The 25,076-nt window shown below is 41.1% G+C and carries 31 protein-coding genes; 26 read left to right on the top strand and 5 right to left on the bottom strand.

Translation table 11 applies throughout. The features are described from left to right. From HMPREF2853_RS08110 to brnQ, 9 genes are all read left to right on the top strand, one after another. Positions 1–296, top strand: a 296-nt coding sequence (locus HMPREF2853_RS08110) for a hypothetical protein (RefSeq protein ID WP_070535655.1), incomplete at its 5' end; no start/stop codon positions are given. After that, on the top strand, positions 296–1,513 hold the full coding sequence (locus HMPREF2853_RS08105; protein ID WP_070535652.1) for a Tle-like phospholipase domain-containing protein: 1,218 nt from the start codon (positions 296–298) through the stop codon (positions 1,511–1,513). The genes HMPREF2853_RS08110 and HMPREF2853_RS08105, both read left to right, overlap by 1 nt. Beyond that, positions 1,495–1,887, top strand: coding sequence for a hypothetical protein (locus HMPREF2853_RS08100; protein WP_070535649.1), 393 nt, complete (start codon positions 1,495–1,497; stop codon positions 1,885–1,887). Before HMPREF2853_RS08105 ends, HMPREF2853_RS08100 begins: the two co-directional genes overlap by 19 nt. Continuing rightward, positions 1,868–2,161, top strand: coding sequence for a hypothetical protein (locus HMPREF2853_RS08095; protein WP_070535646.1), 294 nt, complete (start codon positions 1,868–1,870; stop codon positions 2,159–2,161). The genes HMPREF2853_RS08100 and HMPREF2853_RS08095 overlap by 20 nt, the downstream gene beginning before the upstream one ends. 142 nt (positions 2,162–2,303) lie before the next feature. Then, the gene (locus tag HMPREF2853_RS08090) at positions 2,304–2,909 is read left to right on the top strand and encodes a nitroreductase family protein (protein WP_070535643.1); all 606 of its coding nucleotides are present in this window, start codon (positions 2,304–2,306) and stop codon (positions 2,907–2,909) included. A 12-nt stretch (positions 2,910–2,921) separates the two neighbouring features. Next, positions 2,922–4,322 (top strand): dipeptidase PepV, encoded by a 1,401-nt coding sequence (gene pepV, locus HMPREF2853_RS08085; RefSeq protein WP_049500205.1) that lies wholly within the window; start codon positions 2,922–2,924, stop codon positions 4,320–4,322. Between the two features lie 53 nt (positions 4,323–4,375). Further along, positions 4,376–4,966 carry a uracil-DNA glycosylase family protein gene (locus HMPREF2853_RS08080; RefSeq protein WP_070535941.1) on the top strand — a complete coding sequence of 197 codons (591 nt, stop codon included), beginning with the start codon at positions 4,376–4,378 and terminating at the stop codon, positions 4,964–4,966. Beyond that, positions 4,963–5,250, top strand: coding sequence for a rhodanese-like domain-containing protein (locus HMPREF2853_RS08075; protein ID WP_070535640.1), 288 nt, complete (start codon positions 4,963–4,965; stop codon positions 5,248–5,250). Before HMPREF2853_RS08080 ends, HMPREF2853_RS08075 begins: the two co-directional genes overlap by 4 nt. 184 nt (positions 5,251–5,434) lie before the next feature. Next, on the top strand, positions 5,435–6,760 hold the full coding sequence (gene brnQ, locus HMPREF2853_RS08070; protein WP_049549958.1) for a branched-chain amino acid transport system II carrier protein: 1,326 nt from the start codon (positions 5,435–5,437) through the stop codon (positions 6,758–6,760). 48 nt (positions 6,761–6,808) lie between these two features. Here brnQ and HMPREF2853_RS08065 read toward each other — a convergent pair whose 3' ends face one another. After that, on the bottom strand, positions 6,809–7,360 hold the full coding sequence (locus HMPREF2853_RS08065) for a DUF1307 domain-containing protein (RefSeq protein WP_000860700.1): 552 nt from the start codon (positions 7,358–7,360) through the stop codon (positions 6,809–6,811). A 318-nt stretch (positions 7,361–7,678) separates the two neighbouring features. Then, positions 7,679–8,230: a DUF1307 domain-containing protein gene (locus HMPREF2853_RS08060; RefSeq protein WP_070535637.1), complete on the bottom strand. Its 552-nt coding sequence runs from the start codon at positions 8,228–8,230 to the stop codon at positions 7,679–7,681. Between the two features lie 139 nt (positions 8,231–8,369). On the opposite strand from HMPREF2853_RS08060, the gene HMPREF2853_RS08055 reads away from it, so the two are divergent. The 17 genes from HMPREF2853_RS08055 to HMPREF2853_RS07975 all read left to right on the top strand — a co-directional run bounded on the left by HMPREF2853_RS08055 (position 8,370) and on the right by HMPREF2853_RS07975 (position 21,647). Next, positions 8,370–9,407 (top strand): M42 family metallopeptidase, encoded by a 1,038-nt coding sequence (locus HMPREF2853_RS08055; RefSeq protein WP_070535634.1) that lies wholly within the window; start codon positions 8,370–8,372, stop codon positions 9,405–9,407. A 26-nt stretch (positions 9,408–9,433) separates the two neighbouring features. After that, positions 9,434–10,378 (top strand): hypothetical protein, encoded by a 945-nt coding sequence (locus HMPREF2853_RS08050; RefSeq protein WP_223341662.1) that lies wholly within the window; start codon positions 9,434–9,436, stop codon positions 10,376–10,378. Positions 10,379–10,564: 186 nt separating this feature from the next. Continuing rightward, on the top strand, positions 10,565–11,026 hold the full coding sequence (locus HMPREF2853_RS08045) for an HIT family protein (RefSeq protein WP_000335584.1): 462 nt from the start codon (positions 10,565–10,567) through the stop codon (positions 11,024–11,026). A gap of 14 nt (positions 11,027–11,040) precedes the next feature. Continuing rightward, positions 11,041–11,757, top strand: a complete 717-nt coding sequence (gene ldcB, locus HMPREF2853_RS08040) for an LD-carboxypeptidase LdcB/DacB (protein WP_070535631.1) — start codon at positions 11,041–11,043, stop codon at positions 11,755–11,757. A gap of 122 nt (positions 11,758–11,879) precedes the next feature. After that, entirely contained in the window at positions 11,880–12,305 is a 426-nt protein-coding gene (gene rplK / locus HMPREF2853_RS08035; protein WP_001085808.1) for a 50S ribosomal protein L11, read from the top strand. A gap of 97 nt (positions 12,306–12,402) precedes the next feature. Then, on the top strand, positions 12,403–13,092 hold the full coding sequence (rplA, locus tag HMPREF2853_RS08030) for a 50S ribosomal protein L1 (protein WP_001085675.1): 690 nt from the start codon (positions 12,403–12,405) through the stop codon (positions 13,090–13,092). Positions 13,093–13,271: 179 nt separating this feature from the next. Then, on the top strand, positions 13,272–13,784 hold the full coding sequence (locus HMPREF2853_RS08025) for an adenine phosphoribosyltransferase (protein ID WP_001049316.1): 513 nt from the start codon (positions 13,272–13,274) through the stop codon (positions 13,782–13,784). 181 nt (positions 13,785–13,965) lie between these two features. Next, the gene (gene metA, locus HMPREF2853_RS08020) at positions 13,966–14,910 is read left to right on the top strand and encodes a homoserine O-acetyltransferase MetA (protein ID WP_070535628.1); all 945 of its coding nucleotides are present in this window, start codon (positions 13,966–13,968) and stop codon (positions 14,908–14,910) included. Positions 14,911–14,918: 8 nt separating this feature from the next. Beyond that, a complete protein-coding gene (locus HMPREF2853_RS08015) occupies positions 14,919–15,596 on the top strand; it encodes a DnaD domain-containing protein (RefSeq protein ID WP_070535625.1) in 678 nt (225 codons plus the stop codon). Between the two features lie 96 nt (positions 15,597–15,692). After that, positions 15,693–16,451 carry a triose-phosphate isomerase gene (gene tpiA, locus HMPREF2853_RS08010; RefSeq protein WP_070535622.1) on the top strand — a complete coding sequence of 253 codons (759 nt, stop codon included), beginning with the start codon at positions 15,693–15,695 and terminating at the stop codon, positions 16,449–16,451. A 188-nt stretch (positions 16,452–16,639) separates the two neighbouring features. Further along, the gene (locus tag HMPREF2853_RS08005) at positions 16,640–17,158 is read left to right on the top strand and encodes a Dps family protein (RefSeq protein WP_000229890.1); all 519 of its coding nucleotides are present in this window, start codon (positions 16,640–16,642) and stop codon (positions 17,156–17,158) included. 209 nt (positions 17,159–17,367) lie between these two features. Beyond that, a complete protein-coding gene (locus HMPREF2853_RS08000) occupies positions 17,368–17,706 on the top strand; it encodes a zinc ribbon domain-containing protein YjdM (RefSeq protein WP_001061600.1) in 339 nt (112 codons plus the stop codon). 2 nt (positions 17,707–17,708) lie between these two features. Then, positions 17,709–18,332: a Pr6Pr family membrane protein gene (locus tag HMPREF2853_RS07995; protein WP_000775204.1), complete on the top strand. Its 624-nt coding sequence runs from the start codon at positions 17,709–17,711 to the stop codon at positions 18,330–18,332. A gap of 112 nt (positions 18,333–18,444) precedes the next feature. Beyond that, positions 18,445–19,596, top strand: a complete 1,152-nt coding sequence (locus HMPREF2853_RS07990; RefSeq protein WP_000816259.1) for an MFS transporter — start codon at positions 18,445–18,447, stop codon at positions 19,594–19,596. A gap of 99 nt (positions 19,597–19,695) precedes the next feature. Then, positions 19,696–20,445 (top strand): tRNA pseudouridine(38-40) synthase TruA, encoded by a 750-nt coding sequence (gene truA, locus HMPREF2853_RS07985; RefSeq protein WP_000199174.1) that lies wholly within the window; start codon positions 19,696–19,698, stop codon positions 20,443–20,445. Next, complete coding sequence (locus HMPREF2853_RS07980) at positions 20,435–21,208, top strand: bifunctional hydroxymethylpyrimidine kinase/phosphomethylpyrimidine kinase (protein WP_000794789.1); 774 nt, start codon at positions 20,435–20,437, stop codon at positions 21,206–21,208. The genes truA and HMPREF2853_RS07980 overlap by 11 nt, the downstream gene beginning before the upstream one ends. Next, positions 21,186–21,647 carry an ECF transporter S component gene (locus HMPREF2853_RS07975; protein ID WP_000814995.1) on the top strand — a complete coding sequence of 154 codons (462 nt, stop codon included), beginning with the start codon at positions 21,186–21,188 and terminating at the stop codon, positions 21,645–21,647. Before HMPREF2853_RS07980 ends, HMPREF2853_RS07975 begins: the two co-directional genes overlap by 23 nt. 42 nt (positions 21,648–21,689) lie before the next feature. On the opposite strand, the gene HMPREF2853_RS07970 is transcribed toward HMPREF2853_RS07975, so the two are convergent. The 3 genes from HMPREF2853_RS07970 to murT form a co-directional block, all read right to left on the bottom strand. Beyond that, complete coding sequence (locus HMPREF2853_RS07970; protein WP_070535619.1) at positions 21,690–22,772, bottom strand: M24 family metallopeptidase; 1,083 nt, start codon at positions 22,770–22,772, stop codon at positions 21,690–21,692. A gap of 127 nt (positions 22,773–22,899) precedes the next feature. Further along, positions 22,900–23,682: a lipid II isoglutaminyl synthase subunit GatD gene (gene gatD, locus HMPREF2853_RS07965; protein ID WP_070535616.1), complete on the bottom strand. Its 783-nt coding sequence runs from the start codon at positions 23,680–23,682 to the stop codon at positions 22,900–22,902. Further along, entirely contained in the window at positions 23,682–25,025 is a 1,344-nt protein-coding gene (murT, locus tag HMPREF2853_RS07960; protein WP_070535613.1) for a lipid II isoglutaminyl synthase subunit MurT, read from the bottom strand. Before murT ends, gatD begins: the two co-directional genes overlap by 1 nt. Positions 25,026–25,076: the final 51 nt, after the last annotated feature.

Here is a 25,076-nt window from a genome sequence, read left to right as displayed (position 1 = left end):
TGGAAGAGAAAATGAGAATTGAACAGGAGAGGATGGTATTGTATTTAGTTAATCATTACGAGGGAATCAATGAAATAGAATTTAATGATGTAGAAAATAATGCTACAACAGGTTCAAGAACTGCGTTATTAACTCTAAATAAAGAACTTGAAATGGAAATTACTTTCTTTAAATTTAATGATAAAACTGACAATTATGTAATTAGTTGGAATAAAAGATTAAATTTACAAGAAAAAAATGAAATCACTAATCAACAAACAATAGATAATATTAAAGTGAAATATTGGAGCAAGTGATGGAAATAACAGATAAAAATTATAATGATATTGTCGATGGAGTTTATAATGTTGATGCAGGAAAAGTAAAACGACCTTGGAGAGACGATAAGATTTTTAAATCAAATGGACAAACTTTTCGAGTTCTTAGTACAAAAGACAACACCTCCAACGGTATGCAGGCGATGGCGGTTGCTCCTGTGGATAAAAATGGGAATGTGGATTATAGCCATGTAGTGATTGCTTATGCCGGGACGAATAAAGACGATCGACTTGACATCCAAACAGATATCCAATCAATAGGATTTGGTGATAGACAGGTGTTGTCGGATTTGAAAACAAAGACATTTAGAAAATCTCAATTTCAAACGGCTCTGAGTTTTGCGGAAGAAATCGAAAAAACTTATCCCTCTGCTAAAATCACAACTGCGGGGCATTCGCTTGGAGAGTCTCTGGCTATGTATGTTGCTTTAAAGCGAGGTTATGCCAATGTTGGGTATAATGGGCCAGATATTCATAACTTGATTTCGAAAGAAGAAATCAAGTATATGCAAGAACATCCAGAACAATTTCGCAATTTCCGTCATAAGTATGATGTTATTGGCAATATTACGGGAAATACGACTCAAACAGCTATATTTCCCTACATCTACCCTGCAAAAGATAACTGGGGTGACAAGTTAGAATATCATAACTTGTCCCAGTGGCGATTTGATGAGAATGGCCAGCTAGTTGATTTGGATGGAAAACGTGTCACAAATCTCAAAGTAACGGCATTAGCAGAAGCAACAGCAGGTATGTACCGCTACCAAAAAATTAAAAGCTACCTCTCGGCAGATGGTTTGTCAAGTAGGGAAGAGATATACTTGGATAGCTTGCAGGGAATGGCTCTAGGGGAAGGAATGGCTAATGCGGCTCGAGCTGGTGCAGACGACGTCAAGCACCTTCAAGAAGAGGTGGTGTCAAAAGCACAAGAACTATGGAATCAGCTTGACTTTAGTAGTTTCCGATACCTGAGTTATGATGAAGTTCTATCGACTTTTGCGTCTGCGGGTGTGACTCAGGATACGATTGTCGGTTCAGTTGAGCAAGATTTTGAGCAAATGAATCAAAAGGTTGAAAAATTAGCCACAGAGTTTGATACCCTTAACCAACAGATTATCCAAGTCATTGAGAGTAAACTGACCACAGATAAGGAATTGGCAGGAGAATTTAGAAAATGGAACAGTCGGATTTAGTCTTCCAAAAGTTAAAAGCAAAAGAAAAAGAGTATTATGATTTGGAAGATGAGTATCTAAAGCGGAAAGCAACTTTTACGAATCAACGCAATGAACTCTATGAACGTCGAGACCGCCTTGCCCGAATCGTCGAAGACGAAGCTAGCAAGATGACTGCTTTTCTTCAAAAAGGACAACACAGTTACCAAGATGGAGAACAGTTTTATAGGAGTTTACAACAATTGATGGAGGATTCTCAGTTTACGTGTAGGCGTAGAGAAGATGAATTGCAGCACCATGAAGAGATGTTAGATAGAGATTATCGTAAAAAGCAAGATGAGTTAGAACGGACAATCGGAGATTTAAGGAGGTCATATGCTCGCACCATTAAATGAATATTACACAGATGAAGAATATGAATTTGCTTTACGTCAGATGTATCGCATGATGGAGAGGAATAGAATCTATACAATGGCGGCAGTAATCCTAAAGGAAAAAAATTCTTTGCAAACCAACTATAAAGAAAAAGTGAGAGAAAGTGCGGAGGAGACAAAAGTCGCTATTGGGAAAATAAAATCACAGATGGATACGGCCATAAAAGGTCAGGTAAAGAAAAAGTTGGAAGAAGTGACAACGGAGAAGCTATCTCAGTATGATTCCATTTGTTAATTTTATGGTGAGTGATATAAAATAATTATTACAAACTGCACAGAGCAGTTTTTTTGCTCTTGCTTTTCCTATGAAAAATCTCTGCAAGCTCTTTCAAAATATGGTAGAATGGATGCAGTAGAATTAGAAAAGGAAATCGATTATGAAATTTCTTGAATTAAATAAAAAATGTCATGCGACTAAGCATTTTACTGATAAGCCGGTAGATCCCAAAGATGTGCGTACGGCTATCGAAATCGCAACCTTGGCCCCAAGTGCCCACAACAGCCAACCATGGAAGTTTGTGGTTGTTCGTGAGAAAAATGCTGAACTGGCAAAATTGGCTTACGGTTCGAACTTTGAGCAGGTATCATCAGCACCTGTAACCATTGCCTTGTTTACAGACACAGATTTGGCTAAACGTGCTCGTAAGATTGCCCGAGTTGGCGGCGCTAATAACTTTTCTGAAGAGCAACTTCAATATTTTATGAAGAATCTGCCAGCTGAATTTGCGCGTTACAGTGAACAACAGGTCAGTGACTACCTAGCTCTCAATGCTGGTTTGGTTGCCATGAATTTGGTTCTGGCTCTGACAGACCAGGGAATCGGCTCTAACATTATCCTTGGATTTGACAAATCAAAAGCCAACGAAGTTTTGGATATTGAAGACCGATTCCGCCCAGAACTCTTGATTACAGTGGGTTACACAGATGAAAAATTGGAACCGAGCTACCGCTTGCCAGTGGATGAAATCATCGAGAAAAGATAGAAAGAAGAAAAAATGACAGCAATTGATTTTACAGCAGAAGTAGAAAAACGCAAAGAAGAACTCTTGGCTGACTTGTTTAGCCTTTTGGAAATCAACTCAGAACGTGATGACAGCAAGGCGGACGCTCAGCATCCATTTGGACCTGGTCCAGTAAAAGCCTTGGAAAAATTCCTTGAAATCGCAGACCGTGATGGCTATCCAACTAAAAATGTTGATAACTACGCAGGACATTTTGAGTTTGGTGAAGGAGAAGAAGTTCTCGGAATCTTTGCTCATATGGACGTGGTGCCAGCTGGTAGCGGTTGGGACACGGACCCTTATACACCAACTATCAAAGACGGTCGCCTTTATGCGCGTGGAGCTTCAGACGACAAGGGGCCTACAACAGCTTGTTACTATGGTTTGAAAATCATCAAAGAATTGGGACTTCCAACTTCTAAGAAAGTTCGTTTCATCGTCGGAACAGACGAAGAATCAGGTTGGGCAGACATGGACTACTACTTTGAACATGTAGGACTTGCGAAACCAGACTTCGGTTTCTCTCCAGACGCTGAATTCCCTATCATCAATGGTGAAAAAGGAAACATCACGGAATACCTCCACTTTGCAGGTGAAAATACAGGTGCAGCCCGTCTTCACAGCTTCACAGGTGGTTTGCGTGAAAACATGGTACCTGAATCAGCAACAGCAGTTGTTTCAGGCGACCTGGCTGACTTGCAAGCCAAACTAGATGCCTTTGTTGCAGAACACAAACTCAGAGGAGAAATTCAAGAAGAAAACGGTCAATACAAGGTTACCATCATTGGTAAATCAGCCCATGGTGCCATGCCTGCTTCAGGTGTCAATGGTGCAACCTACCTTGCCCTTTTCCTCAGCCAGTTTGACTTTGCAGGACCTGCAAAAGACTACCTTGACATTGCTGGTAAGATTCTCTTGAACGACCATGAGGGTACAAATCTCAAGGTTGCTCATGTAGATGAAAAGATGGGTGCCCTTTCTATGAATGCCGGTGTCTTCCGCTTTGATGAAACAAGTGCTGACAATACCATTGCCCTCAACTTCCGTTATCCAAAAGGAACAAGTCCAGAGCAAATCCAGTCAGTTCTTGAAAACTTACCAGTTGCTTCTGTTAGCCTTTCTGAACACGGTCACACCCCTCACTATGTGCCAATGGAAGATCCACTTGTACAAACCTTGTTGAATGTCTATGAAAAACAAACTGGTCTTAAAGGTCACGAGCAAGTCATCGGTGGTGGTACCTTTGGTCGCTTGCTGGAACGTGGCGTTGCCTATGGTGCCATGTTCCCGGACTCAATCGATACCATGCACCAAGCCAACGAATTTATCGCCTTGGACGATCTCTTCCGAGCAGCAGCAATCTATGCAGAAGCTATTTATGAATTGATCAAATAAAACGATAGAAGTCTGAGATGTTATGCTTGGACTTCTTTTTGGAGGGAAAACAGATGTCTCAAATTGAAAGAATCAAGAAAGCTATTATGGCGGATCCGCAGAATACCAGCTATACAGAACGCGGAATTGAGCCTCTCTTTGCGGCGCCAAAAACTGCCCGCATCAATATTGTCGGTCAGGCTCCTGGGCTTAAAACGCAAGAAGCTGGGATTTATTGGAAGGATAAGAGTGGCGATCGCTTGCGTGAGTGGCTAGGTGTGGATGAAGACACCTTTTACAATTCAGGTTATTTTGCAGTTCTGCCCATGGATTTTTACTTTCCAGGACATGGCAAGTCGGGTGATCTTCCACCTCGTACAGGTTTCGCAGAAAAATGGCATCCGCAACTCTTGCAAGAGTTGCCCGATATCCAATTAACTCTCTTGATTGGGCAATATGCCCAAGCCTATTATTTACAGGAAAAAATCAGTGGCAAGGTGACAGAGAGAGTAAAACATTACCAGAACTACTTACCAACCTATTTTCCTCTAGTTCACCCTTCTCCTCGTAATCAAATTTGGATGGCTAAAAATCCTTGGTTTGAGGCAGAAGTAGTGCCAGATTTGAAAAATAGAATTCAAAAGATTCTTGGAGAAACAAAATGAAAGAAATTACTTTTAACGATTTTTACCAGCTTTATCAAAATGAGCAACTTTCTCTAGTGGACGTGAGAGAAGTAGAAGAGTTCGAGGCGCTTCATTTAGAAGGCGCACACAACCTACCACTTAGTCAATTGACTGATACTTATGATCAGTTGGACAAGGACCTCTTGCATTATGTCATTTGTAAATCTGGGATGAGGTCAGCGCGTGCTTGTCAATTTCTAGCTGAACAGGGTTATGAAGTTATCAATGTCCAAGGTGGAATGACGGCCTTTGAAAATCTTTAAAGCTATATAGCGATAGATCCTGATCTTCCCTTGCTCGGTTCCAACTGAGTGAGGGGTTTTGTTTTTAGATAATTCTTATTTTTAAAAATATTGAAAACATTCAATGATTAATTTTGGATACTTTTTTCAGAGTCTTAATCATGGTATACTAGGTCAGTATTTTAGAAATATGAAGGAGATTTTTATGGCTAAAAAAGGTGCCCTAACAGGCTTGCTCCTGTTTGGAATATTTTTTGGTGCGGGAAACTTGATTTTTCCACCTTCTCTAGGTGCCCTATCTGGAGAACAGTTTCTTCCTGCCATCGCAGGTTTTGTCTTTTCAGGTGTCGGTATTGCCGTCTTGACACTTATCATCGGAACGCTCAATCCTAAAGGATACATTTATGAGATTTCTAAGAAAATCTCACCTTGGTTTGCGACGCTTTATCTTGCAGTCCTCTATCTATCAATTGGTCCCTTCTTTGCCATTCCGCGTACAGCCACAACAGCTTACGAAGTTGGGATTAGCCCCCTCTTGTCTGAAGCAAATAAAGGCCTAGGATTGATTATCTTTACCGTGCTTTACTTTGCCGCAGCTTATTTGATCTCGCTCAATCCATCAAAAATCTTGGATCGTATCGGACGTATCTTGACACCAGTCTTTGCTTTGCTTATCGTTATCTTAGTTGTACTAGGTTCCTTTAAATATGGTGGAACAAGTCCTCAAGTAGCTTCAGAAGCCTATCAAGCATCTGCTTTCGGGACAGGTTTCCTAGAAGGGTATAACACCTTGGATGCCCTAGCCTCAGTGGCCTTCAGTGTCATCGCTGTTCAAACCTTGAAACAACTTGGATTTTCAAGTAAGAAAGAGTACATCTCAACCATTTGGATTGTTGGTATCGTTGTAGCTCTTGCCTTTAGCGCTCTTTACATTGGTTTAGGATTCCTTGGAAATCACTTCCCAGTACCAGCAGAAGCGATGAAGGGTGGAACACCAGGTGTTTATATCTTGTCGCAAGCAACTCAGGAAATCTTTGGTTCAACAGCTCAACTCTTCCTTGCTGTTATGGTAACTGTAACCTGCTTCACAACGACAGTTGGATTGATTGTGTCGACAGCAGAGTTCTTTAACGGACGTTTCCCACAAATCAGCTACAAGGTCTATGCAACAGCCTTTACCTTGATTGGATTTGCCATTGCAAATCTTGGTCTTGATGCAATAATTAAGTACTCAGTGCCAGTACTGGTAATCTTGTACCCAATCACCATCGCCATTGTGATGATCGTGATTGTGAATAAGTTTGTCGCCCTATCAAAACCGGGCATGCAGTTAACCATTGGACTTGTTACAGCTATTGCTCTTGCAAGCGTCCTTGGAAGTTCCTTTAAGATTGAGTTTCTAGAAAATCTGATTAATGCCCTTCCGTTTGCGTCAGCCTCTCTTCCATGGTTAGTGCCAGCTATGATTGGAATCTTGCTTTCATTGGTTCTACCAAACAAACAAGAGAGTGACGTTTTTGAGATGGAATGAAAAAATTCTTGGTCATCGACCAAGAATTTTTTGTATGAGCACGACTCATTAGTTGGTTTGTTCAGTATAACCAGCTTCTTTAAGCATTTTTTTCGAGGCAGCAAAGCTTACACGGCTTCCAATACCAGAATATTCGTTCGGCATTGCTTTTTTCAATTCGTCAAGACTCGCGACAGTCATGTCAACCTCGATGTTTTGGATAACTTTTTCGTCTTGAATTTCAACTTTTTGTGTAACCCCTTTGACCCCTTCATAACCTTTATAAGTATCGTCAACAATTTCCTTAATACCTTCCGCGGTATTATTAAGTTTTTCAGGATCGAATACATTATGAACAGTTTGTTTTACAACGTCATCTCCCTTCACAGTATAAGTCAAGGTAGAATGAATTCCAGGTTTGCTATTATGGACAAATGTATGAGTTTCTGTCTCATCTTTCTTTTCAGATGATTGTTGGCTGCTTTGTCTGGTCTCGCTTGACTGAGTTGTTTTGTCTTCTTTGCTACTGCTGCTAGCAGGTGTAGAAGCTTGTTTGGAACATCCAAGCAGGAGGACAAGTGAAGCCACTAGGGCTAGTGAAGTTTTAATATAAGTTTTCATAGAATTTCCTTTCATAATCAAAGTATTTTGTATTATAACATGATTCTACTACAAAATCAACTAGACCTCCCCTCTCATCTGACTTGACATGACAATGAACAGAAACTAGTCTGACAATTAAAGTTTTATCTCTATCTGTTTCAAATATCTTTTATCGTATGGCTTTATAAGGGTGTGAAGTTTTAAATGCACTTTTTATGGGACTGAGAGGGGGCTATTGGACTCATCGGTCAGAACTATAAAAAAATCCCCCAAGAGTTAGAGTTGTGTCTAACTTTTGGGGTGGACCTACACTAGTCTATTTGGAATTTTAGGAGATTAGTTCGCCTTTTCTGTGAATCCCATTTTTTCCAGTGCTTTTTTAGAGTTTGAGAAACTCACACGATTGCCGATACCAGAATATTCTTCAGGAAGTGCTTTTCTAAGTTCGCTAATGCTTGCAACTGAGAAATCAACTTCTAGATCTTGAACAACTTTTCCATCTTTGATTTCAATCGTTTGTTTAACACCTTTGAGTCCGTAATAACCTTTATAGGTATCCTCGAGTGTACTCTTGACATCTTCTGGAGTTGCACCAAGGATTTCAGGATCAGCAATGTTATTAGCTGATTGCTTGATAACATTGTCGCCTTCTACAGTATAAACCAAGGTAGAAGTGATTCCAGAATTATTTTTGTTTACAAAAGTATGTGTTTTAGTTGTTTCTTTCTTTTCAGATGATTGTTGACTGCTTTTTTTGCTCTCACTTGACTGAGTTGTTGAGTCTTCTTTGCTACTGCTGTTTGCAGGTGTTGATGCTTGTTTGGAACATCCGAGCAGGAGGACAAGTGAAGCCACAAGAATTAGTGATACTTTAAAGAATGATTTCATATTTTTTACTTTCCTTTCATAATCAAAGTATTTGTATTATAACATGGATCGATAGTGAAAGCAACTAAACACAGTTTTTCTCCTTTTGAGAAGGAGTCTGACTAGAAAAATGTTATAATGGTAGGAAAGAGGTGAAGAAATGAATCAGACTATAAACTATATCAAAGAACTAACCGCTATTGCATCTCCAACAGGCTTTACTCGTGAGATTTCAGACTACCTAGTCCATACTTTGGAAGAGCTTGGTTATCAGCCGGTTCGCACAGCCAAGGGCGGTGTCAATGTGACCATTAAAGGTCAAAATGATGAGCAACAACGTTATGTGACTGCCCATGTGGATACGCTAGGTGCTATTGTTCGTGCAGTCAAACCGGATGGCCGTCTCAAAATGGACCGTATCGGTGGTTTTCCTTGGAACATGATTGAAAGTGAAAATTGTACGGTTCATGTGGCTAGTACAGGTAAAATGGTATCTGGAACTATCCTCATCCACCAGACATCTTGCCATGTCTACAAAGATGCAGGAACTGCTGAACGCACTCAGGACAATATGGAAGTGCGTTTGGACGCAAAAGTAACCAATGAAAAAGAAACGCGCGCCTTGGGCATCGAGGTCGGTGATTTTATCAGCTTTGACCCGCGAACTGTCGTGACAGAGACTGGTTTTATCAAGTCACGTCACTTGGATGACAAAGTCAGCGCAGCGATTTTGCTCAATCTTCTTCGTGTTTATAAGGAAGAGGGGCTTGAATTACCAGTAACAACTCATTTTGCTTTTTCAGTCTTCGAAGAGGTGGGCCACGGTGCTAACTCCAATATTCCAACTCAAGTGGTGGAATATCTAGCTGTCGATATGGGGGCAATGGGAGATGACCAGCAGACGGATGAGTACACAGTATCTATCTGTGTCAAGGACGCTTCAGGTCCCTATCACTATGACTTTCGTCAACACTTGGTAGCTTTGGCAAAGGAGCAAGATATTCCATTTAAGCTCGACATCTATCCATTTTACGGTTCGGATGCTTCGGCAGCTATGTCAGCAGGAGCCGAGGTCAAACATGCCCTCCTTGGAGCTGGTATTGAATCCAGTCACTCTTACGAACGAACACACATTGATTCGGTCATGGCGACTGAACGTATGGTAGACGCCTATCTCAAGAGTGCATTGGTGGAGTAAAGGGGCGATAAAGTATTATGTTTGAAATGCTGAAACAATTAGCAACGCCTGCTATAATAACGGGGTTAGTTTCGGGTTTGTATGCTTATTTCCAAAAGAAAAAAGAGGAATATCGTAAGTATGTGTATGAAAATAAACAAGAAAACTTTAAAGAACTAGTTGTTTATGCCGATGAACTGGTAGATAAAGGAATTACTAATCCAGATTTAGAAAAACTACTTTTTAAAATTTCTCAAAACATTAATCCGTATGGACGAAAAATAAAAACTTTTGGAAAATATCAGTGGATAGAAGATGATGGATATATATGGTATCAAATAGAAATTATAGAGAAAAAACTTGCTTCTCAAATACTTCAAATAGAGGATTTAAAAGAACTAGCTCATCGGATACAAATTGCTAAACGATTACTAGATATAAAAGTAGAAAAAAATATTCCGCTTATAAGTTCAGCTAAAATATGGTTTTATTTATTTCAGTATGCGATGTTATTACTTCAGCTATTTTTCATTTACTTTGGGTATCAGAGTTTTATAGAACAACCTACTGGACCCTCTTTGTTATTGGCTTATTTGCTGCTTGTTGTAATTTTAATTTTTTTACTCCCAGAATTTAGTGTTGATGAAAGTGATGATGGAAGATCTGGAATATTTATTACAGTGTGCCTTTTCTATATTGTCGCAGTTGATACTGTAATATCGTATTATTTGTATAAAAATTTATCTATTGTTCTTATTGTTGGAATAGTTTCACTTTGTTTAAGTATTGGTGTAATATTTTTAAAAGCTATTATCTTCGGAGAAAGTGAAATTGGTAAGGTATCTACAATTTATATCGAAGAATATAGAAAACTACAGGGACCTAAGTTAAGTAAGAGACGCTTTATAGATAATTTTACAGTTATTCCATTTTTTAATAAGATTCAAAAATTATTTCACAAAGATAAGAGGGAGGGGAATGATGACCTATGAACACCGACTTTTTGACCTTAATCACATCCTTCTCGACTTTGAAGCAGTGGATATCCGAGGGGTAAATAAAGCAGGGATTGACAGTGAGTGATTTAATCCCTATGTGCTTGAGAATGCAAGTATAGCTAATCCCGAGCTGTCAGGCTCAAGATATTTTGAACTTATTAGAGTTGAAAGGAGAGACTCATGTGTCTTATTTGTGAGCGGATAGACCTAATTAAAGCGGGGAAAAATCCCTACTTTGTAAAAGAACTAGAAACAGGCTATGTTGTTATTGGGGATCACCAATACTTTAAGGGCTATACCTTATTTCTGGCAAAAGAACATATAACAGAACTCCACCATATGGAGACTTCTGAAAAACTGCGTTTTCTAGAGGAAATGAGTTTAGTCCAAGAAGCAGTCGCCAAAGCGTTTAAAGCTGAAAAGATGAACATCGAACTTCTAGGAAATGGAGATGCCCACGCTCACTGGCACCTCTTTCCAAGACGGTCAGGTGATATGAAGGGGCATGGGCTTAATGGCCGTGGTCCAGTCTGGTGGGTGCCCTGGGAAGAAATGGCGTCAGAAGATTGCCAAGTGAAATCCCATGAGTTGGAACAAATGATTAAAGCCTTATCCGATGAATTAGAGAAGCACATGGCCTAAGAGAGGAAGAAAAAATGAAAAAAAGATACATCGTTTTATCAGGTTTGCTAGCAGTAACCCTAGCAGCATGTTCTCAAGAAAAACCTAAAAATGAAGAAAACACTCAAAAAATGGAACAAACTAGTCAACCTGAAGGAACTGTAGGGAGCAAATCCCAAGCCTCTAGTCAGAAGAAGGCAGAAGTTGTCAATAAGGGAGACTACTATAGTATTCAAGGGAAGTACGATGAAATCGTCATAGCTAATAAGCACTATCCTTTGTCAAAAGACTATAATCCAGGAGAAAATCCAACAGCTAAAGCAGAGTTGCTGAAACTCATTGCAGCAATGCAAGCAGCTGGCTACCCAATCAGCGATCACTACAGTGGTTTTAGAAGTTATGAAACTCAAACCAAACTTTATCAAGACTATGTGAATCAAGACGGTAAGGAAGCTGCTGATCGCTACTCAGCTCGCCCAGGTTATAGTGAACACCAAACAGGTCTTGCATTTGACCTTATTGGGACAGATGGAGATTTAGTTACTGAAGAAAAGGCGGCCCAGTGGCTCTTGGATCATGCGGCTGACTATGGCTTTGTTGTTCGCTATCTCAAAGGCAAGGAAAAAGAGACTGGCTACATGGCGGAAGAATGGCATCTTCGCTACGTCGGAAAAGAAGCCAAAGAAATTGCTGCAAGTGGTCTCAGTTTGGAAGAGTACTATGGCTTTGAAGGTGGCGATTACGTCGATTAAAAAAGTAATTTTTCTCTTGCATTTTTAGATAAATAGTGTATAATGGAAAGGTATGTGTAAAGCATACTTGTGGGAGGTAAAAATCTCTAATTACCGCCAAAACCACAAAGGAGGATTTAAAAATGGCTAAAAAAGTCGAAAAACTTGTAAAATTGCAAATCCCTGCTGGTAAAGCTACACCAGCTCCACCAGTTGGACCTGCTCTTGGTCAAGCTGGTATCAACATCATGGGATTCACAAAAGAGTTCAACGCTCGTACAGCTGACCAAGCTGGTATGATCATTCCAGTTGTTATCTCAGTATACGAAGACAAATCATTTACTTTCGTAACAAAAACACCACCAGCTGCTGTTCTTTTGAAAAAAGCTGCAGGTGTTGAAAAAGGATCAGGTACACCTAACAAAACTAAAGTTGCTACAGTTACTCGTGCACAAGTACAAGAAATTGCAGAAACTAAGATGCCAGATTTGAACGCAGCAAACATTGAGTCTGCAATGCGTATGATCGAAGGTACTGCTCGTTCTATGGGATTCACTGTTGTTGACTAATCAATAACACCCCCAATATAACCCGCAAGACTTCATCATTTCGAGAAGTGACGTGGGAGATGAAAATCGATTGAACCACTTACAAGGAGAATAGAAAATGGCTAAAAAAAGCAAACAACTTCGTGCTGCTCTTGAGAAAATCGACAGCACAAAAGCATACAGTGTAGAAGAAGCTGTAGCACTTGCAAAAGAAACTAACTTTGCAAAATTTGACGCAACTGTAGAAGTTGCTTACAACTTGAACATCGACGTTAAAAAAGCTGACCAACAAATCCGTGGCGCAATGGTATTGCCAAACGGTACAGGTAAAACTTCACGCGTTCTTGTTTTCGCACGTGGTGCAAAAGCTGAAGAAGCAAAAGCTGCTGGTGCAGACTTTGTTGGTGAAGATGACCTTGTTGCAAAAATCAACGACGGTTGGTTGGACTTCGACGTAGTTATCGCTACACCTGACATGATGGCTCTTGTTGGACGTCTTGGACGTGTCCTTGGACCACGTAACTTGATGCCAAACCCTAAAACTGGTACTGTAACAATGGATGTTGCTAAAGCAGTTGAAGAGTCTAAAGGTGGTAAAATTACTTACCGTGCAGACCGTGCAGGTAACGTTCAAGCAATCATCGGTAAAGTATCATTTGAAGCTGAAAAATTGGTTGAAAACTTTAAAGCTTTCAACGAAACAATCCAAAAAGCAAAACCAGCTACAGCTAAAGGAACTTACGTAACTAACTTGACAATCACAACTACTCAAGGTGTTGGTATCAAGGTTGACGTAAACTCACTTTAATCAGTAGTTTATATCAGAGAACGAGTGCGAAAGTGCTCGTTTTTTTGATGATAAGTTTACTCCAGGAAAAATAACTCCATTAATAACCTGACGGAGCAAGAGAATAGTGCTTTTCCTCTTCTTCTTTCACAGAAAATGTGGTATAATAGAGAGTAAAAAACTTTGAAAGAAAGAAAAAGATGAATTTAAAAGATTATATCGCAACGATTGAAAATTACCCTAAGGAAGGTATTACCTTCCGTGATATTAGCCCTTTGATGGCAGATGGAAATGCTTATAGCTACGCTGTTCGTGAAATTGTTCAGTATGCAACTGATAAGAAAATCGACATGATCGTGGGCCCAGAGGCTCGTGGATTTATTGTTGGCTGCCCAGTTGCTTTTGAGTTGGGAATTGGCTTTGCACCTGTTCGTAAACCAGGGAAATTGCCACGTGAAGTCATTTCTGCTGACTATGAGAAAGAGTATGGTATTGATACCTTGACCATGCATGCTGATGCGATTAAGCCAGGTCAACGTGTTCTCATCGTAGATGATCTTTTGGCAACAGGTGGAACTGTCAAGGCAACCATTGAGATGATTGAAAGACTTGGTGGAGTTGTAGCCGGTTGTGCCTTCTTGATTGAGTTGGATGAGCTTAAAGGCCGTGAAAAAATCGGAGATTACGATTACAAGGTACTTATGCATTATTAATGAAAAACAGTCCTTGGGGCTGTTTTCTCTTCATCTGCTATATAAACAAACTATAGCTAGTTAGAGAAAAACTATAATTGAAAACTATATCTTCTTGCAGTATAATAAAAGGACTAAGTGTTTGAGATTTGACTTCAAACACATTCAATTATTTCTAAAAGAGTACAGTTAGGAGAAGGTTATGCCGATTAGAATTGATAAAAAATTGCCAGCTGTTGAGATTTTACGGACAGAGAATATCTTTGTCATGGATGATCAACGTGCGGCCCACCAAGATATCCGTCCCTTGAAAATTTTGATTTTAAACCTAATGCCCAAAAAAGTGGTCACAGAGACCCAGTTGTTACGGCATTTAGCAAATACTCCTTTGCAATTGGACATAGACTTTCTCTATATGGAGAGCCACCGTTCCAAGACGACTCGTGCAGAGCATATGGAGACTTTTTATAAAACTTTTCCTGAAGTCAAGGACGCCTTTTTTGATGGGATGATTATCACAGGGGCTCCGATTGAGCATTTACCATTTGAGGAAGTGGACTATTGGGAGGAATTCAGTCAGGTGCTTGAGTGGTCCAAGACCCATGTCTATTCGACCCTCCATATCTGTTGGGGAGCTCAAGCAGGTCTATATGTTCGCTATGGCGTTGAAAAGCACCAGATGGATCGGAAACTATCAGGAATTTATCCACAGGACACCTTGAAAGAAGGGCACATTCTTTTTAGAGGTTTTGATGATCGCTATGTAGCTCCTCATTCTCGTCATACTGAGATTTTAAAAGAAGAAATCTTAAACAAGACCAATCTGGAAATCCTGTCAGAAGGTCCTGAGGTTGGGGTTTCTATCCTGGCTAGTCGGGATCTTCGTGAGATTTATAGTTTTGGTCATTTAGAATATGACCGTGATACTCTAGCAAAAGAGTATTTTCGTGATTGTGAGGCAGGACTTGATCCTCACATTCCGGAAAATTACTTCAAAAATGATGATGTGAATGAGACACCGTGTCTCTGTTGGTCTTCATCAGCTGCCCTCTTTTTCAGTAACTGGGTTAACTATGCCGTTTATCAGGAAACTCCTTTTGACTGGAAAAAGGTAGAGGACGATGCAGCTTCATTTGGATATTTATAAGAGGAATTATGACATATTTTGACGCTTTTAAATCAGGGAACTTGGTTTTGCCAAGTGCCCTGCTCTTGCATTTTAAGGAACTCTTTCCTTCCAGCGAAGATTTTCTCGTCTGGCAATTTTTCTATCTACAAAACACCACAGCCTTAGGAGATGTTTCGCCTAGCCAGATTGCTGAAATCATTGGGAAAGAGGTGGCAGATGTCAACCAATCCATTTCGAATTTGACTGAAAATGGTTTGCTACAATATCGGACCATTGAACTAAATGGGGAAATTGAGCTGATTTTTGATGCTAGTTTGGCTTTTGAACGCTTGGATAGCTTGCTAGACAACCAAACTCCAGATACAACTGCCCCCAACCCGCAGAATCAATTGAAGGATCTGGTTGAAACTTTTCAGCAAGAATTAGGACGTTTGTTAACGCCGTTCGAAATCGAAGATCTTTCTAAGACAGTCAAAGAAGACGGAGTTAAGGCGGATTTGATCAAGGAAGCTCTCCGAGAGGCTGTTCTCAATGGCAAGCCAAACTGGAAATATATTCAGGCAATCCTACGAAACTGGCGCCATGAAGGTATTCAGTCTGTGGCACAGGTAGAGGCCAAACGAGCAGAGCGAGAAGCCAACAATCCCAAACAAGTTCAGGCTTCGGCTGATTTCCTCGATGCGATGAATTTGTGGCAAGATTAGTCGCTTGAAAAATCTTGAAAATTAGAGTAAGGTTTGCAAGCTCCTTATAAATATGATAGAATAATAGTGAATAAAATGAAAAAAGAGGTATGTGAAATGTCACGTAAACCATTTATCGCTGGTAACTGGAAAATGAACAAAAATCCAGAAGAAGCAAAAGCATTCGTTGAAGCCGTTGCATCAAAACTTCCTTCATCAGACCTTGTTGAAGCAGGTATCGCAGCTCCAGCAGTTGATTTGACAGCTGTTCTTGCTGCTGCTAAAGGTTCAAACCTTAAAGTTGCTGCTCAAAACTGCTACTTTGAAAATGCAGGTGCTTTCACTGGTGAAACTAGCCCACAAGTTTTGAAAGAAATCGGTACTGACTACGTTGTTATCGGTCACTCAGAACGTCGTGACTACTTCCATGAAACTGACGAAGATATCAACAAAAAAGCAAAAGCAATCTTTGCAAACGGTATGCTTCCAATCATCTGTTGTGGTGAGTCACTTGAAACTTACGAAGCTGGTAAAGCTGCTGAGTTTGTAGGTGCTCAAGTTTCTGCTGCATTGGCTGGATTGACAGCTGAACAAGTTGCTGAATCAGTTATTGCTTACGAGCCAATCTGGGCTATCGGTACTGGTAAATCAGCTTCACAAGACGATGCACAAAAAATGTGTAAAGTCGTTCGTGATGTTGTAGCTGCTGACTTTGGTCAAGAAGTTGCGGACAAAGTTCGTGTTCAATACGGTGGTTCAGTTAAACCTGAGAACGTTGCTTCATACATGGCTTGCCCAGACGTTGACGGTGCCCTTGTTGGTGGTGCGTCACTTGAAGCTGAAAGCTTCTTGGCATTGCTTGACTTTGTAAAATAATCTCAGTTATTCCAGACAGTCTTCTAAGACTGTCTTTTTTATAAAGACTGTATATTTTTCTTAAATTATCAGTCAATTACAACTTTTTTAATATGGGTTAATTTTCTTGCTTTTGTCTACTAGGAGTAGTATACTGAGATAGTAATCAATAAATATGGTTGCAAAAATAATATTATGAGGTGATCAATATGGTTGAATTGAAAAAAGAAGCAGTAAAAGACGTAACAACATTATCTAAAACAGCGCCAGTAGCATTGGCAAAAACAAAGGAAGTATTGAACCAAGCAGTAGCAGACTTGTATGTGGCTCACATTGCCCTTCACCAAGTTCACTGGTATATGCGTGGTCGTGGTTTCCTCGTATGGCATCCAAAAATGGATGAATACATGGACAGCCTTGATGGCTATCTTGACGAAATCAGTGAACGTTTGATCACTCTTGGTGGCAAACCTTACTCAACTTTGACAGAATTCCTTCAACACAGTGAAATCGAAGAAGAAGAAGGAGAATTCCGTAACGTTGAAGAAAGCTTGGAACGTGTTCTAGCGATTTATCGCTACCTCATCGCTCTTTTCCAAAAAGCTTTGGATGTGACTGATGAAGAAGGCGATGATGTTACAAACGATATCTTTGTTGGTGCTAAGGCTGAACTTGAGAAAACAGTTTGGATGCTTGCAGCAGAACTTGGACAAGCTCCTGGTTTGTAAAATATAGTTGCTACCCCTTTTATCATGAGGTACCTGATAAGTGCCCATGACCAATCATCTTTTAAAAGTCATGTAACTGTAAACAGTTGCATGATTTTTTTGTTTGCTGGACTTAGGACACATTGTCAAAAGTAGGATTTTACGGTATAATAGTTGCTGTTCAATAACATATGAATTTTAAAGAATAATTGTTAGTTTAAGGAGGACTTATGAACAACTTACCAAATTGCCCAAAATGTAATTCAGAATATGTCTACGAAGACGGAAGTCTCTTGGTCTGCCCAGAGTGTGCCTATGAATGGAACCCTGCAGAAGTTGCAGAAGTAGAAGAAGGTGTTGTTGCTATTGATGCCAATGGAAATAAATTGGCTGACGGCGATACTGTAACCTTAATCAAGGACTTGAAAGTAAAAGGTGCGCCAAAGGATTTGAAACAAGGAACTCGTGTTAAAAATATCCGTATTGTAGAAGGTGACCACAACATCGACTGTAAGATTGATGGTTTTGGAGCTATGAAACTCAAATCAGAATTTGTTAAGAAAATCTAGCCATGAAACTGAACTACAAATTTATCTTTTATAGTCGTGTCCTCTTGTTCTTAGCGGCATTTACAGGGGTTTATTTAGAAATTACCAAGCACGGTGGCTTTGGTATGCTCCTTTACTACACAGTGTTGTCCAATCTTTTGGTAACGATTTTCACGGGTTATCTGCTCCGTGTGATGAGCCGTTCAGGTGAAAATTGGCAAAGTCCGACCTTGCTTCGTCTCAAGGGTGGCGTTACCATGAGTATCATGATTACCTGTGTGATTTACCATTTTATGCTTGCTCCGATCGCGACAGACTTTTACCGTGTGGAAAATTTCCTTTGCCACTATATCGTTCCACTCTGGTTTTTAGCCGACACCCTCTTCTTTGATAAACGGGGTCAATACAAGATCTGGGATCCAGTCTTGTGGACCATCTTGCCCTTGGTTTATATGATTTTTGCCTTGTTTAATGGCTTGGTCTTAAAACTCAATATTCCGAATTCCAAGGACAATCCCTTCCCTTATTTCTTTTTAAATGTGAACAAGGGTTGGGACGTGGTTATCAAATGGTGTTTGATCATTTTTGCGGCCTATATGGTTGCAGGCTTCATCTTCTATCTGATCAAGCAAATCAAGCGAAAATAGTCTTCCTATTAGGAAAGTTAGGACGGAGTCTCTAGTTCAATCGGGCTCCTTCTTTTCTTGCCATCTTCCTTTTAAAAGGATCAACAGTGAGAAATATACAGAAAGAAAATTCATGAAACAATATTTAGAACGGGCTAGTATTTTGGCCCTCTCCCTCGTTTTGATTACCTCCTTTTCTATTTCAAGCGCTCTGCCAGCCATGTTTGACTACTATCAAGGCTACCCCAAAGAACAAATCGAGCTCCTGGTCAGTCTTCCTTCTTTTGGAATCATGATTATGCTGGTTTTAAATGGGTTTTTGGAGCGGTTATTTCCTGAGCGACTTCAGATTAGTCTAGGTCTTCTCATCCTTTCTATCGGGGGGACAGCCCCTTTCTGGTATCAGGAGTACAACTTTGTCTTTGCGATGCGGATTTTATTTGGCTTGGGTGTTGGGATGATCAATGCCAAGGCCATTTCCATCATCAGTGAACGCTATCATGGAAAGACACGGATCCAGATGTTGGGGCTTCGCGGATCAGCAGAAGTTGTCGGGGCGTCGATTTTGACTCTAGTGGTCGGTCAACTCTTATCCTTGGGATGGACAGTGACCTTCTTGGCCTACAGTGCGGGATTTTTAGTATTGATCCTTTATCTGCTCTTTGTCCCTTATGGGAAAGAAAAGAAAGAAACAAAGAAAAAAGAGACCGAAACGACTCGTTTGACAGGAAAGATGAAAGGATTAATTTTTCTATTGGCTGTCGAAGCAGCAGTTGTTGTCTGCACCAACACAGCTATCACCATTCGTATTCCTAGTCTGATGGTGGAAAGAGGTCTAGGGGATGCCCAGTTATCGAGCTTGGTCTTAAGTATTATGCAGTTGATTGGTATCTTGGCAGGTGTGAGTTTTTCTTTCTTTATCTCTCTATTTAAAGAAAGATTGCTCCTTTGGTCAGGTATCACCTTTGGATTGGGGCAGATTGTGATTGCCTTGTCTCCGTCATTGGGTGTGATGGTAGTTGGAAGTGTTGTGGCAGGTTTTTCCTACAGTGTGGCCTTGACCACTGTCTTTCAGCTTCTTTCTGAAAGAATCCCAGCCAAGCTCCTTAATCAGGCAACATCTTTTGCAGTGCTAGGATGCAGCTTTGGAGCCTTTACGACACCTTTCATTCTTGGGGCGATTGGCTTGGTGACTCAAAATGGTATGTTGGTCTTCACCATTTTAGGATGTTGGTTGATTGTCACTTCTATCTTTGTTATGTACGCACTTCAAAAGAGAGCTTAGGATTAATTTCCTAAGTTTTTCTTTCTGGGAATTTTGTACCCAGACAATTATTGGTTTTTAAACTTGTTTACACTTTTATTTCCTGATAAAATAGAAGTTATGACAAGATATAAAGCAACTATTTCTTATGATGGTTTTGCTTTTGCCGGTTTTCAGCGCCAGCCTCATGCGCGGAGCGTTCAAGAGGAAATCGAAAAAACCTTAACGAGACTCAATAAGGGGCAAGCCATCGCTGTTCATGGTGCTGGTAGGACGGATAGTGGGGTCCATGCTCTGGAACAGGTCATTCATTTTGATCTGCCCTATCAGATGGATGAGGAAAAACTCCGTTTTGCTCTGGATACTCAGTCACCAGAAGATATCGATGTGATTTCGATTGAGATTGTGGCGGATGATTTTCATTGCCGTTATGCAAAACATAGCAAGACCTATGAGTTTATAGTAGATAGGGGGCGTCCTAAAAATCCCATGCGCCGTCACTATGCTACTCACTTTCCCTATCCCCTCGATGTGGAGCGGATGCAGGAGGCTGTCAAGAAATTAGAAGGAACCCACGATTTTACCGGTTTTACAGCATCTGGAACCAGTGTAGAGGACAAGGTTCGGACCATTACAGAAGCCAGTCTTAGTGTTGATGAGACAGGGCAGTTTTTGACTTTTACCTTTTCAGGAAATGGATTCTTATATAAACAGATTCGTAATATGGTGGGGACACTGCTCAAAATCGGAAATAATCGAATGCCAGTTGAGCAGATTGACTTGATTTTGGAGAAGAAGGACAGGCAGCTAGCAGGTCCAACGGCTGCACCGAATGGCTTGTATTTAAAGGAGATTCGTTATGAAGAATAATCGTATTTTAGCCCTTTCTGGGAATGATATTTTTAGTGGTGGTGGTTTATCAGCTGATCTTGCCACCTATACCTTAAACGGCTTGCATGGCTTTGTAGCAGTGACTTGTTTGACAGCCTTGACAGAGAAGGGGTTTGAAGTCTTCCCTACAGATGATACTATTTTCCAACATGAGTTGAATAGCTTACGTGATGTCGAGTTTGCAGGGATTAAGATTGGCCTTCTTCCTACTGTCAGTGTGGCTGAGAAGGCCTTGGACTTTATCAAGCAACGTCCAGGAGTGCCTGTGGTATTGGACCCCGTTTTGGTCTGCAAGGAAACGCACGACGTGGCTGTTAGTGAGCTCTGCCAAGAGTTGATTCGTTTTTTCCCTCATGTCAGTGTGATTACGCCAAATCTTCCTGAAGCAGAATTGTTAGCGGGTCAAGAGATCAAAACATTGGAAGATATGAAAACTGCAGCGCAGAAATTGCATGATTTAGGAGCGCCAGCAGTTATTATCAAGGGAGGCAATCGCCTCAGTCAGGACAAGGCAGTGGATGTCTTTTATGATGGACAAACTTTCACTGTTCTAGAAAACCCAGTCATTCAAGGCCAAAATGCGGGTGCAGGATGTACCTTTGCCTCAAGCATCGCCAGTCACTTGGTTAAAGGGGATGAACTTTTACCAGCAGTAGAGAGCTCGAAAGCTTTCGTTTACCGTGCTATTGCACAAGCAGATCAATATGGAGTAAGACAATATGAAGCAAACCAAAACAACTAAAATCGCCCTTGTATCCCTCTTAACCGCCCTTTCTGTGGTTCTAGGTTATTACTTGAAAATTGGAACGCCAACAGGAATATTGACTCTCTTGGATGCAGGTATTTTCTTTACTGCCTTTTACTTTGGCAGTAAAGAAGGGGCCGTCGTTGGAGGACTAGCAGCTTTTCTGCTTGACCTTTTATCAGGCTTTCCACAGTGGATGTTCTTTAGCTTGGTAAACCATGGCTTGCAAGGATTTTTTGCAGGTTTTAAAGGGAAATGGCAATGGCTAGGCCTTGTCTTGGCTACTATCGTCATGGTAAGTGGCTACGCTCTGGGCTCAACTCTAATGAATGGCTGGTCAGCAGCCTTGCCAGAAATCCTTCCAAACTTCCTACAAAATACCTTGGGAATGGTTGTGGGATTTGTAGTCTTTCAGAGTGTCAAGAAGATAAAATAAAAAAGTCAGCTTCAATAGCTGACTTTTTGCTTGTCTCTATGTTTAATCAAAATAAAGCAAATCTTTGCTGGTGCTGGTGAAGAGGTCAAAGCCATCCTTAGTGACGACACCGCAGTCTTCGATACGGACACCGACTTTTCCAGGGATATAGATACCTGGTTCAACAGAGAAGCACATGCCTTCTTCGATGGTCATGTCGTTTCCTTCCATGATAGATGGGAACTCGTGGACATCCATACCGATACCGTGACCGAGACGGTGGTTGAAGTACTCTCCATAACCAGCTTTTTCAATGACTTCACGGGCAGCGCGGTCAACTTCATGGGCAGTCACACCAGGTTTGATAAAGTCAAGGGCAGCTTGTTGGGCTTCAAGGGTCAAGTTATAGATATCTTTCTTGAATTGGTCAGGTTTACCGACAGCGACCGTACGAGTCATATCTGAGGCGTAGCCATTAACCATGACACCAAGGTCAAAGAGGAGAAGGGCGTCTTTTTCGACCTTGTTTGCACCGGGAATTCCGTGTGGATTTGCAGCATTATCACCAGTCAAGACCATGGTATCAAAGCTCATTTCATAGCCTTCACCTTTCATGGCAAAGTCGATTTGGGCAATGATATCTGTCTCAGTCTTGTCAAGAGAGATGTTGTCAAAACCAACCTTAACAGCCTTATCAGCATAGAGCCCTGCAACCATCATTTTTTGGACTTCATCAGCTGATTTGATGAGGCGCATGCGTTGGATGCGAGGAGTGAGGTTTTCAAACTCAGCAGTTTCAAAAACTGTTTTCAAACCATGGTATTTGGTCAAGATGAGATTGTCAAACTCAACAGCGACACGTTTGAAGTCGTGCTGCGGCAAAGCATTTTTGATTTTTTGCCATGGATTTTCAGAATCCACATAGCCCACAACTGGGAAAGAGACAGTGCTGCTTGCACGCTCAACCTCAAGGGCTGGGACAAAGAGGAGAGGTTCCTGATCCGCTAAAACAAAGAGGAACATTTGGCGTTCATGGGGATCACTGTAAAAGCCAGTGAGGTAATTGATAGTGACGGGGTCAGATACGACAGCGACGTCTAGTTTTTCTGATTCAAGATATGTTAGGATTTGTTGTAATTTAGACATATGCTACCTTCTTTCTACCCCTCTATTTTGGCAAAAAATGAGAGAAAATGCAAGGGAGAAGGGTAAAAGAACAGGCAAAAAGAACTCCGAAAGGATAGCGGAGTTCTTTTATCTAATTTTCCTTAGTTTAAGAAAAGTCAGCCTTGCTTTTCACGTCGCTGTATTCTTCAGCGATTTCTTGACTGAGAATGTCCTCATAAGCAGGGAGTTGGATGTCCTGACCGTATTTTTTCCGGAGGGCAGTAGTAACCAGGCGATAAGCTAGATTGGCATTACGAGAGAGGATAGGTCCGTGGAAGTAGGAACCAAAGACATTCTTATAATGAACCCCTTCGCCGACCTTTTCCTCGTTATTTCCATTTCCATAGACCACCTGTCCCAGCGGTTTTTGGTCATCTGAGAGGAAGGTACGTCCCTGGTGATTTTCAAAGCCATAGTAGGTTTCATCAAAATCTTCATTGTGAATTTTGATGTCACCGATAAAGCGGTTATTGGTTTGGTTGAGGGTATAGTGGCCCATGACCCCTAGCCCTTCGATGCGTTTCCCTGAAGCTTCAACATAATATTGACCCAATAGTTGGAAACCACCGCAGATAGCGAGAACCACTCCGTCGTTTTGGATGTAGTTGTCAATGCTCTCTTTTTTAGCAGGAAGGTCGCCTGCGATGATGCTTTGTTCAAAGTCTTGGCCGCCACCGAAAAAGGCGATATCGTAGTGATTTTCGTCAAAGTCATCATGGAGAGAAACGATGTCAACCGTCACATGTGCCCCCAGTTTTTCAGCCACATACTTGAGCATGAGGATGTTTCCATTGTCCCCGTAGGTATTCATGAGGTTTCCATAGAGGTGGGCGATGTTGAGCTGATAAGGGTAGTTGCCATCTTTTGAGGAAAGTGAAGTATAAACCATTAGTTCATCTCCTTTCTAACAATCTGACGACTAGCCAGCAGTTCGCGGAATTCAAGCATAGCAGTATAGGTTGCTAGGATATAGGCATGCTTACAATCTTGGTTCTCAATGGTCTTGAGAACTTGTTCCAGACTACTTGTTTCAGTGATTTTATCAGCTGGATAACCCGTCACTCGAAGACGGCGTGCAATTTCAGAATGACGAACACCACCAGCGTTGATTTCAGGAATGTCCATGTCAGTGATTTGTTCAAAGTCCGCATCCCAGATCCAGCTAGTATCAATCCCATCAGCATAGTTGGCATTAAGGAGGACAGATAGGCTAAATGGATAAGGAGCTAGTTTGATCATCTCGATAGCTTGGGTCGCACCAACAGGATTTTTAATCAAGACGAGGGTACATTCCTTGTCACCGATATGGAAGGTTTCTTGGCGTCCAAAGACAGCACGACTCTTGTCAAATCCTTGCTTGATCCGTTGCGAATCAGCACCGAGGAAACGGGCGATGGCAACTGCAGCTAGGGCATTGTAGATGTTGTAGAGTCCACCGATTTGGATGCTGTATTCTTGTCCGTCAATGACAAAGTGGGAGCGATTGTTGGTCAACTCAACCAATTCTGTCAGACGGTAGTCCAAGTCAGGACGTTTGCAACCACAATTTTCACAGATATAGGCACCCAAGTTAGCATAAGTATTGAGTTCATATTTGAGGATGCCTTGACAGTCAGGGCAGAGAATCCCTTCGGTATTATAGTGAGCTAGTTTGGCTGGCTCTTTTTCCAAGTCAAAACCAAAATACTGCACTGGGTTTGGAATAGATGGCTTGTAGAAAAGCGGACTGTCACCATTGAGGAGAACTGTAGCCGTAGGCACTTTACGGATGGCATCCAAAATCATGTTATAAGTCGTGTAAATCTCACCATAGCGGTCCATCTGGTCACGGAAAATATTAGTGATGACAAAAAGGCTAGGGTGGATGTAGTCACAGATACGAGATAGACTGGCCTCGTCAATTTCTAGGACGGCAATGTTTTTTCCAGTTTTAGACGATTTGGCAGTCAAGAAGGTCGTTGCGATCCCTGTAATCATGTTGGCACCGCTTGGGTTAGTAAGAACCTGACCATAAACTTCTTTTAAAATGCCGACAGTGAGGGCGGTTGTCAGGGTTTTCCCATTGGTTCCAGTGACCACGACAATCTCGTAGTTCTTAGCTAGGTTTTGTAAAATATCTTTATCAAATTGGAGGGCAAGTTTTCCTGGGAGCGTACTTCCGCGGCCAAGACGGCTTAAAACGAAGTGAGAAGAACGCCCAGCTAGGAGGCCCAAAGTAGTTTTTAATTTCATGTTTCTATTATATCATAAAAGAAAGAAAAGACAGATTTGAGATTTCGCAGA

The sequence above is a fragment of the Streptococcus sp. HMSC077F03 genome, assembly GCF_001812375.1.
In the GTDB taxonomy this organism is placed as follows: Bacteria; Bacillota; Bacilli; order Lactobacillales; family Streptococcaceae; genus Streptococcus; species Streptococcus oralis_S.
The sequence above is the reverse complement of the archived record's forward strand: the minus strand, read 5'-3'. Positions and strand labels throughout refer to the sequence as shown.

Excerpts from the sequence above, each read along its gene's own strand:
- HMPREF2853_RS08060 (WP_070535637.1), bottom strand. The coding sequence starts at position 8,230 with ATGAAATCATTCTTTAAAGTATCACTAATTCTTGTGGCTTCACTTGTC.
- HMPREF2853_RS07975 (WP_000814995.1), top strand. The coding sequence starts at position 21,186 with ATGAAGCAAACCAAAACAACTAAAATCGCCCTTGTATCCCTCTTAACC.
- murT (WP_070535613.1), bottom strand. The coding sequence starts at position 25,025 with ATGAAATTAAAAACTACTTTGGGCCTCCTAGCTGGGCGTTCTTCTCAC.
- metA (WP_070535628.1), top strand. The coding sequence starts at position 13,966 with ATGCCGATTAGAATTGATAAAAAATTGCCAGCTGTTGAGATTTTACGG.
- HMPREF2853_RS08080 (WP_070535941.1), top strand. The coding sequence starts at position 4,376 with ATGTCTCAAATTGAAAGAATCAAGAAAGCTATTATGGCGGATCCGCAG.
- HMPREF2853_RS08100 (WP_070535649.1), top strand. The coding sequence starts at position 1,495 with ATGGAACAGTCGGATTTAGTCTTCCAAAAGTTAAAAGCAAAAGAAAAA.
- rplA (WP_001085675.1), top strand. The coding sequence starts at position 12,403 with ATGGCTAAAAAAAGCAAACAACTTCGTGCTGCTCTTGAGAAAATCGAC.
- brnQ (WP_049549958.1), top strand. The coding sequence starts at position 5,435 with ATGGCTAAAAAAGGTGCCCTAACAGGCTTGCTCCTGTTTGGAATATTT.
- HMPREF2853_RS08105 (WP_070535652.1), top strand. The coding sequence starts at position 296 with ATGGAAATAACAGATAAAAATTATAATGATATTGTCGATGGAGTTTAT.
- HMPREF2853_RS08095 (WP_070535646.1), top strand. The coding sequence starts at position 1,868 with ATGCTCGCACCATTAAATGAATATTACACAGATGAAGAATATGAATTT.
- HMPREF2853_RS08065 (WP_000860700.1), bottom strand. The coding sequence starts at position 7,360 with ATGAAAACTTATATTAAAACTTCACTAGCCCTAGTGGCTTCACTTGTC.
- HMPREF2853_RS08045 (WP_000335584.1), top strand. The coding sequence starts at position 10,565 with ATGTGTCTTATTTGTGAGCGGATAGACCTAATTAAAGCGGGGAAAAAT.
- HMPREF2853_RS07990 (WP_000816259.1), top strand. The coding sequence starts at position 18,445 with ATGAAACAATATTTAGAACGGGCTAGTATTTTGGCCCTCTCCCTCGTT.
- HMPREF2853_RS08075 (WP_070535640.1), top strand. The coding sequence starts at position 4,963 with ATGAAAGAAATTACTTTTAACGATTTTTACCAGCTTTATCAAAATGAG.
- HMPREF2853_RS07970 (WP_070535619.1), bottom strand. The coding sequence starts at position 22,772 with ATGTCTAAATTACAACAAATCCTAACATATCTTGAATCAGAAAAACTA.
- HMPREF2853_RS08055 (WP_070535634.1), top strand. The coding sequence starts at position 8,370 with ATGAATCAGACTATAAACTATATCAAAGAACTAACCGCTATTGCATCT.
- HMPREF2853_RS08025 (WP_001049316.1), top strand. The coding sequence starts at position 13,272 with ATGAATTTAAAAGATTATATCGCAACGATTGAAAATTACCCTAAGGAA.
- rplK (WP_001085808.1), top strand. The coding sequence starts at position 11,880 with ATGGCTAAAAAAGTCGAAAAACTTGTAAAATTGCAAATCCCTGCTGGT.
- truA (WP_000199174.1), top strand. The coding sequence starts at position 19,696 with ATGACAAGATATAAAGCAACTATTTCTTATGATGGTTTTGCTTTTGCC.
- gatD (WP_070535616.1), bottom strand. The coding sequence starts at position 23,682 with ATGGTTTATACTTCACTTTCCTCAAAAGATGGCAACTACCCTTATCAG.
- HMPREF2853_RS08050 (WP_223341662.1), top strand. The coding sequence starts at position 9,434 with ATGCTGAAACAATTAGCAACGCCTGCTATAATAACGGGGTTAGTTTCG.
- pepV (WP_049500205.1), top strand. The coding sequence starts at position 2,922 with ATGACAGCAATTGATTTTACAGCAGAAGTAGAAAAACGCAAAGAAGAA.
- tpiA (WP_070535622.1), top strand. The coding sequence starts at position 15,693 with ATGTCACGTAAACCATTTATCGCTGGTAACTGGAAAATGAACAAAAAT.
- HMPREF2853_RS08015 (WP_070535625.1), top strand. The coding sequence starts at position 14,919 with ATGACATATTTTGACGCTTTTAAATCAGGGAACTTGGTTTTGCCAAGT.
- HMPREF2853_RS08000 (WP_001061600.1), top strand. The coding sequence starts at position 17,368 with ATGAACAACTTACCAAATTGCCCAAAATGTAATTCAGAATATGTCTAC.
- HMPREF2853_RS07980 (WP_000794789.1), top strand. The coding sequence starts at position 20,435 with ATGAAGAATAATCGTATTTTAGCCCTTTCTGGGAATGATATTTTTAGT.
- HMPREF2853_RS07995 (WP_000775204.1), top strand. The coding sequence starts at position 17,709 with ATGAAACTGAACTACAAATTTATCTTTTATAGTCGTGTCCTCTTGTTC.
- HMPREF2853_RS08005 (WP_000229890.1), top strand. The coding sequence starts at position 16,640 with ATGGTTGAATTGAAAAAAGAAGCAGTAAAAGACGTAACAACATTATCT.
- HMPREF2853_RS08090 (WP_070535643.1), top strand. The coding sequence starts at position 2,304 with ATGAAATTTCTTGAATTAAATAAAAAATGTCATGCGACTAAGCATTTT.
- ldcB (WP_070535631.1), top strand. The coding sequence starts at position 11,041 with ATGAAAAAAAGATACATCGTTTTATCAGGTTTGCTAGCAGTAACCCTA.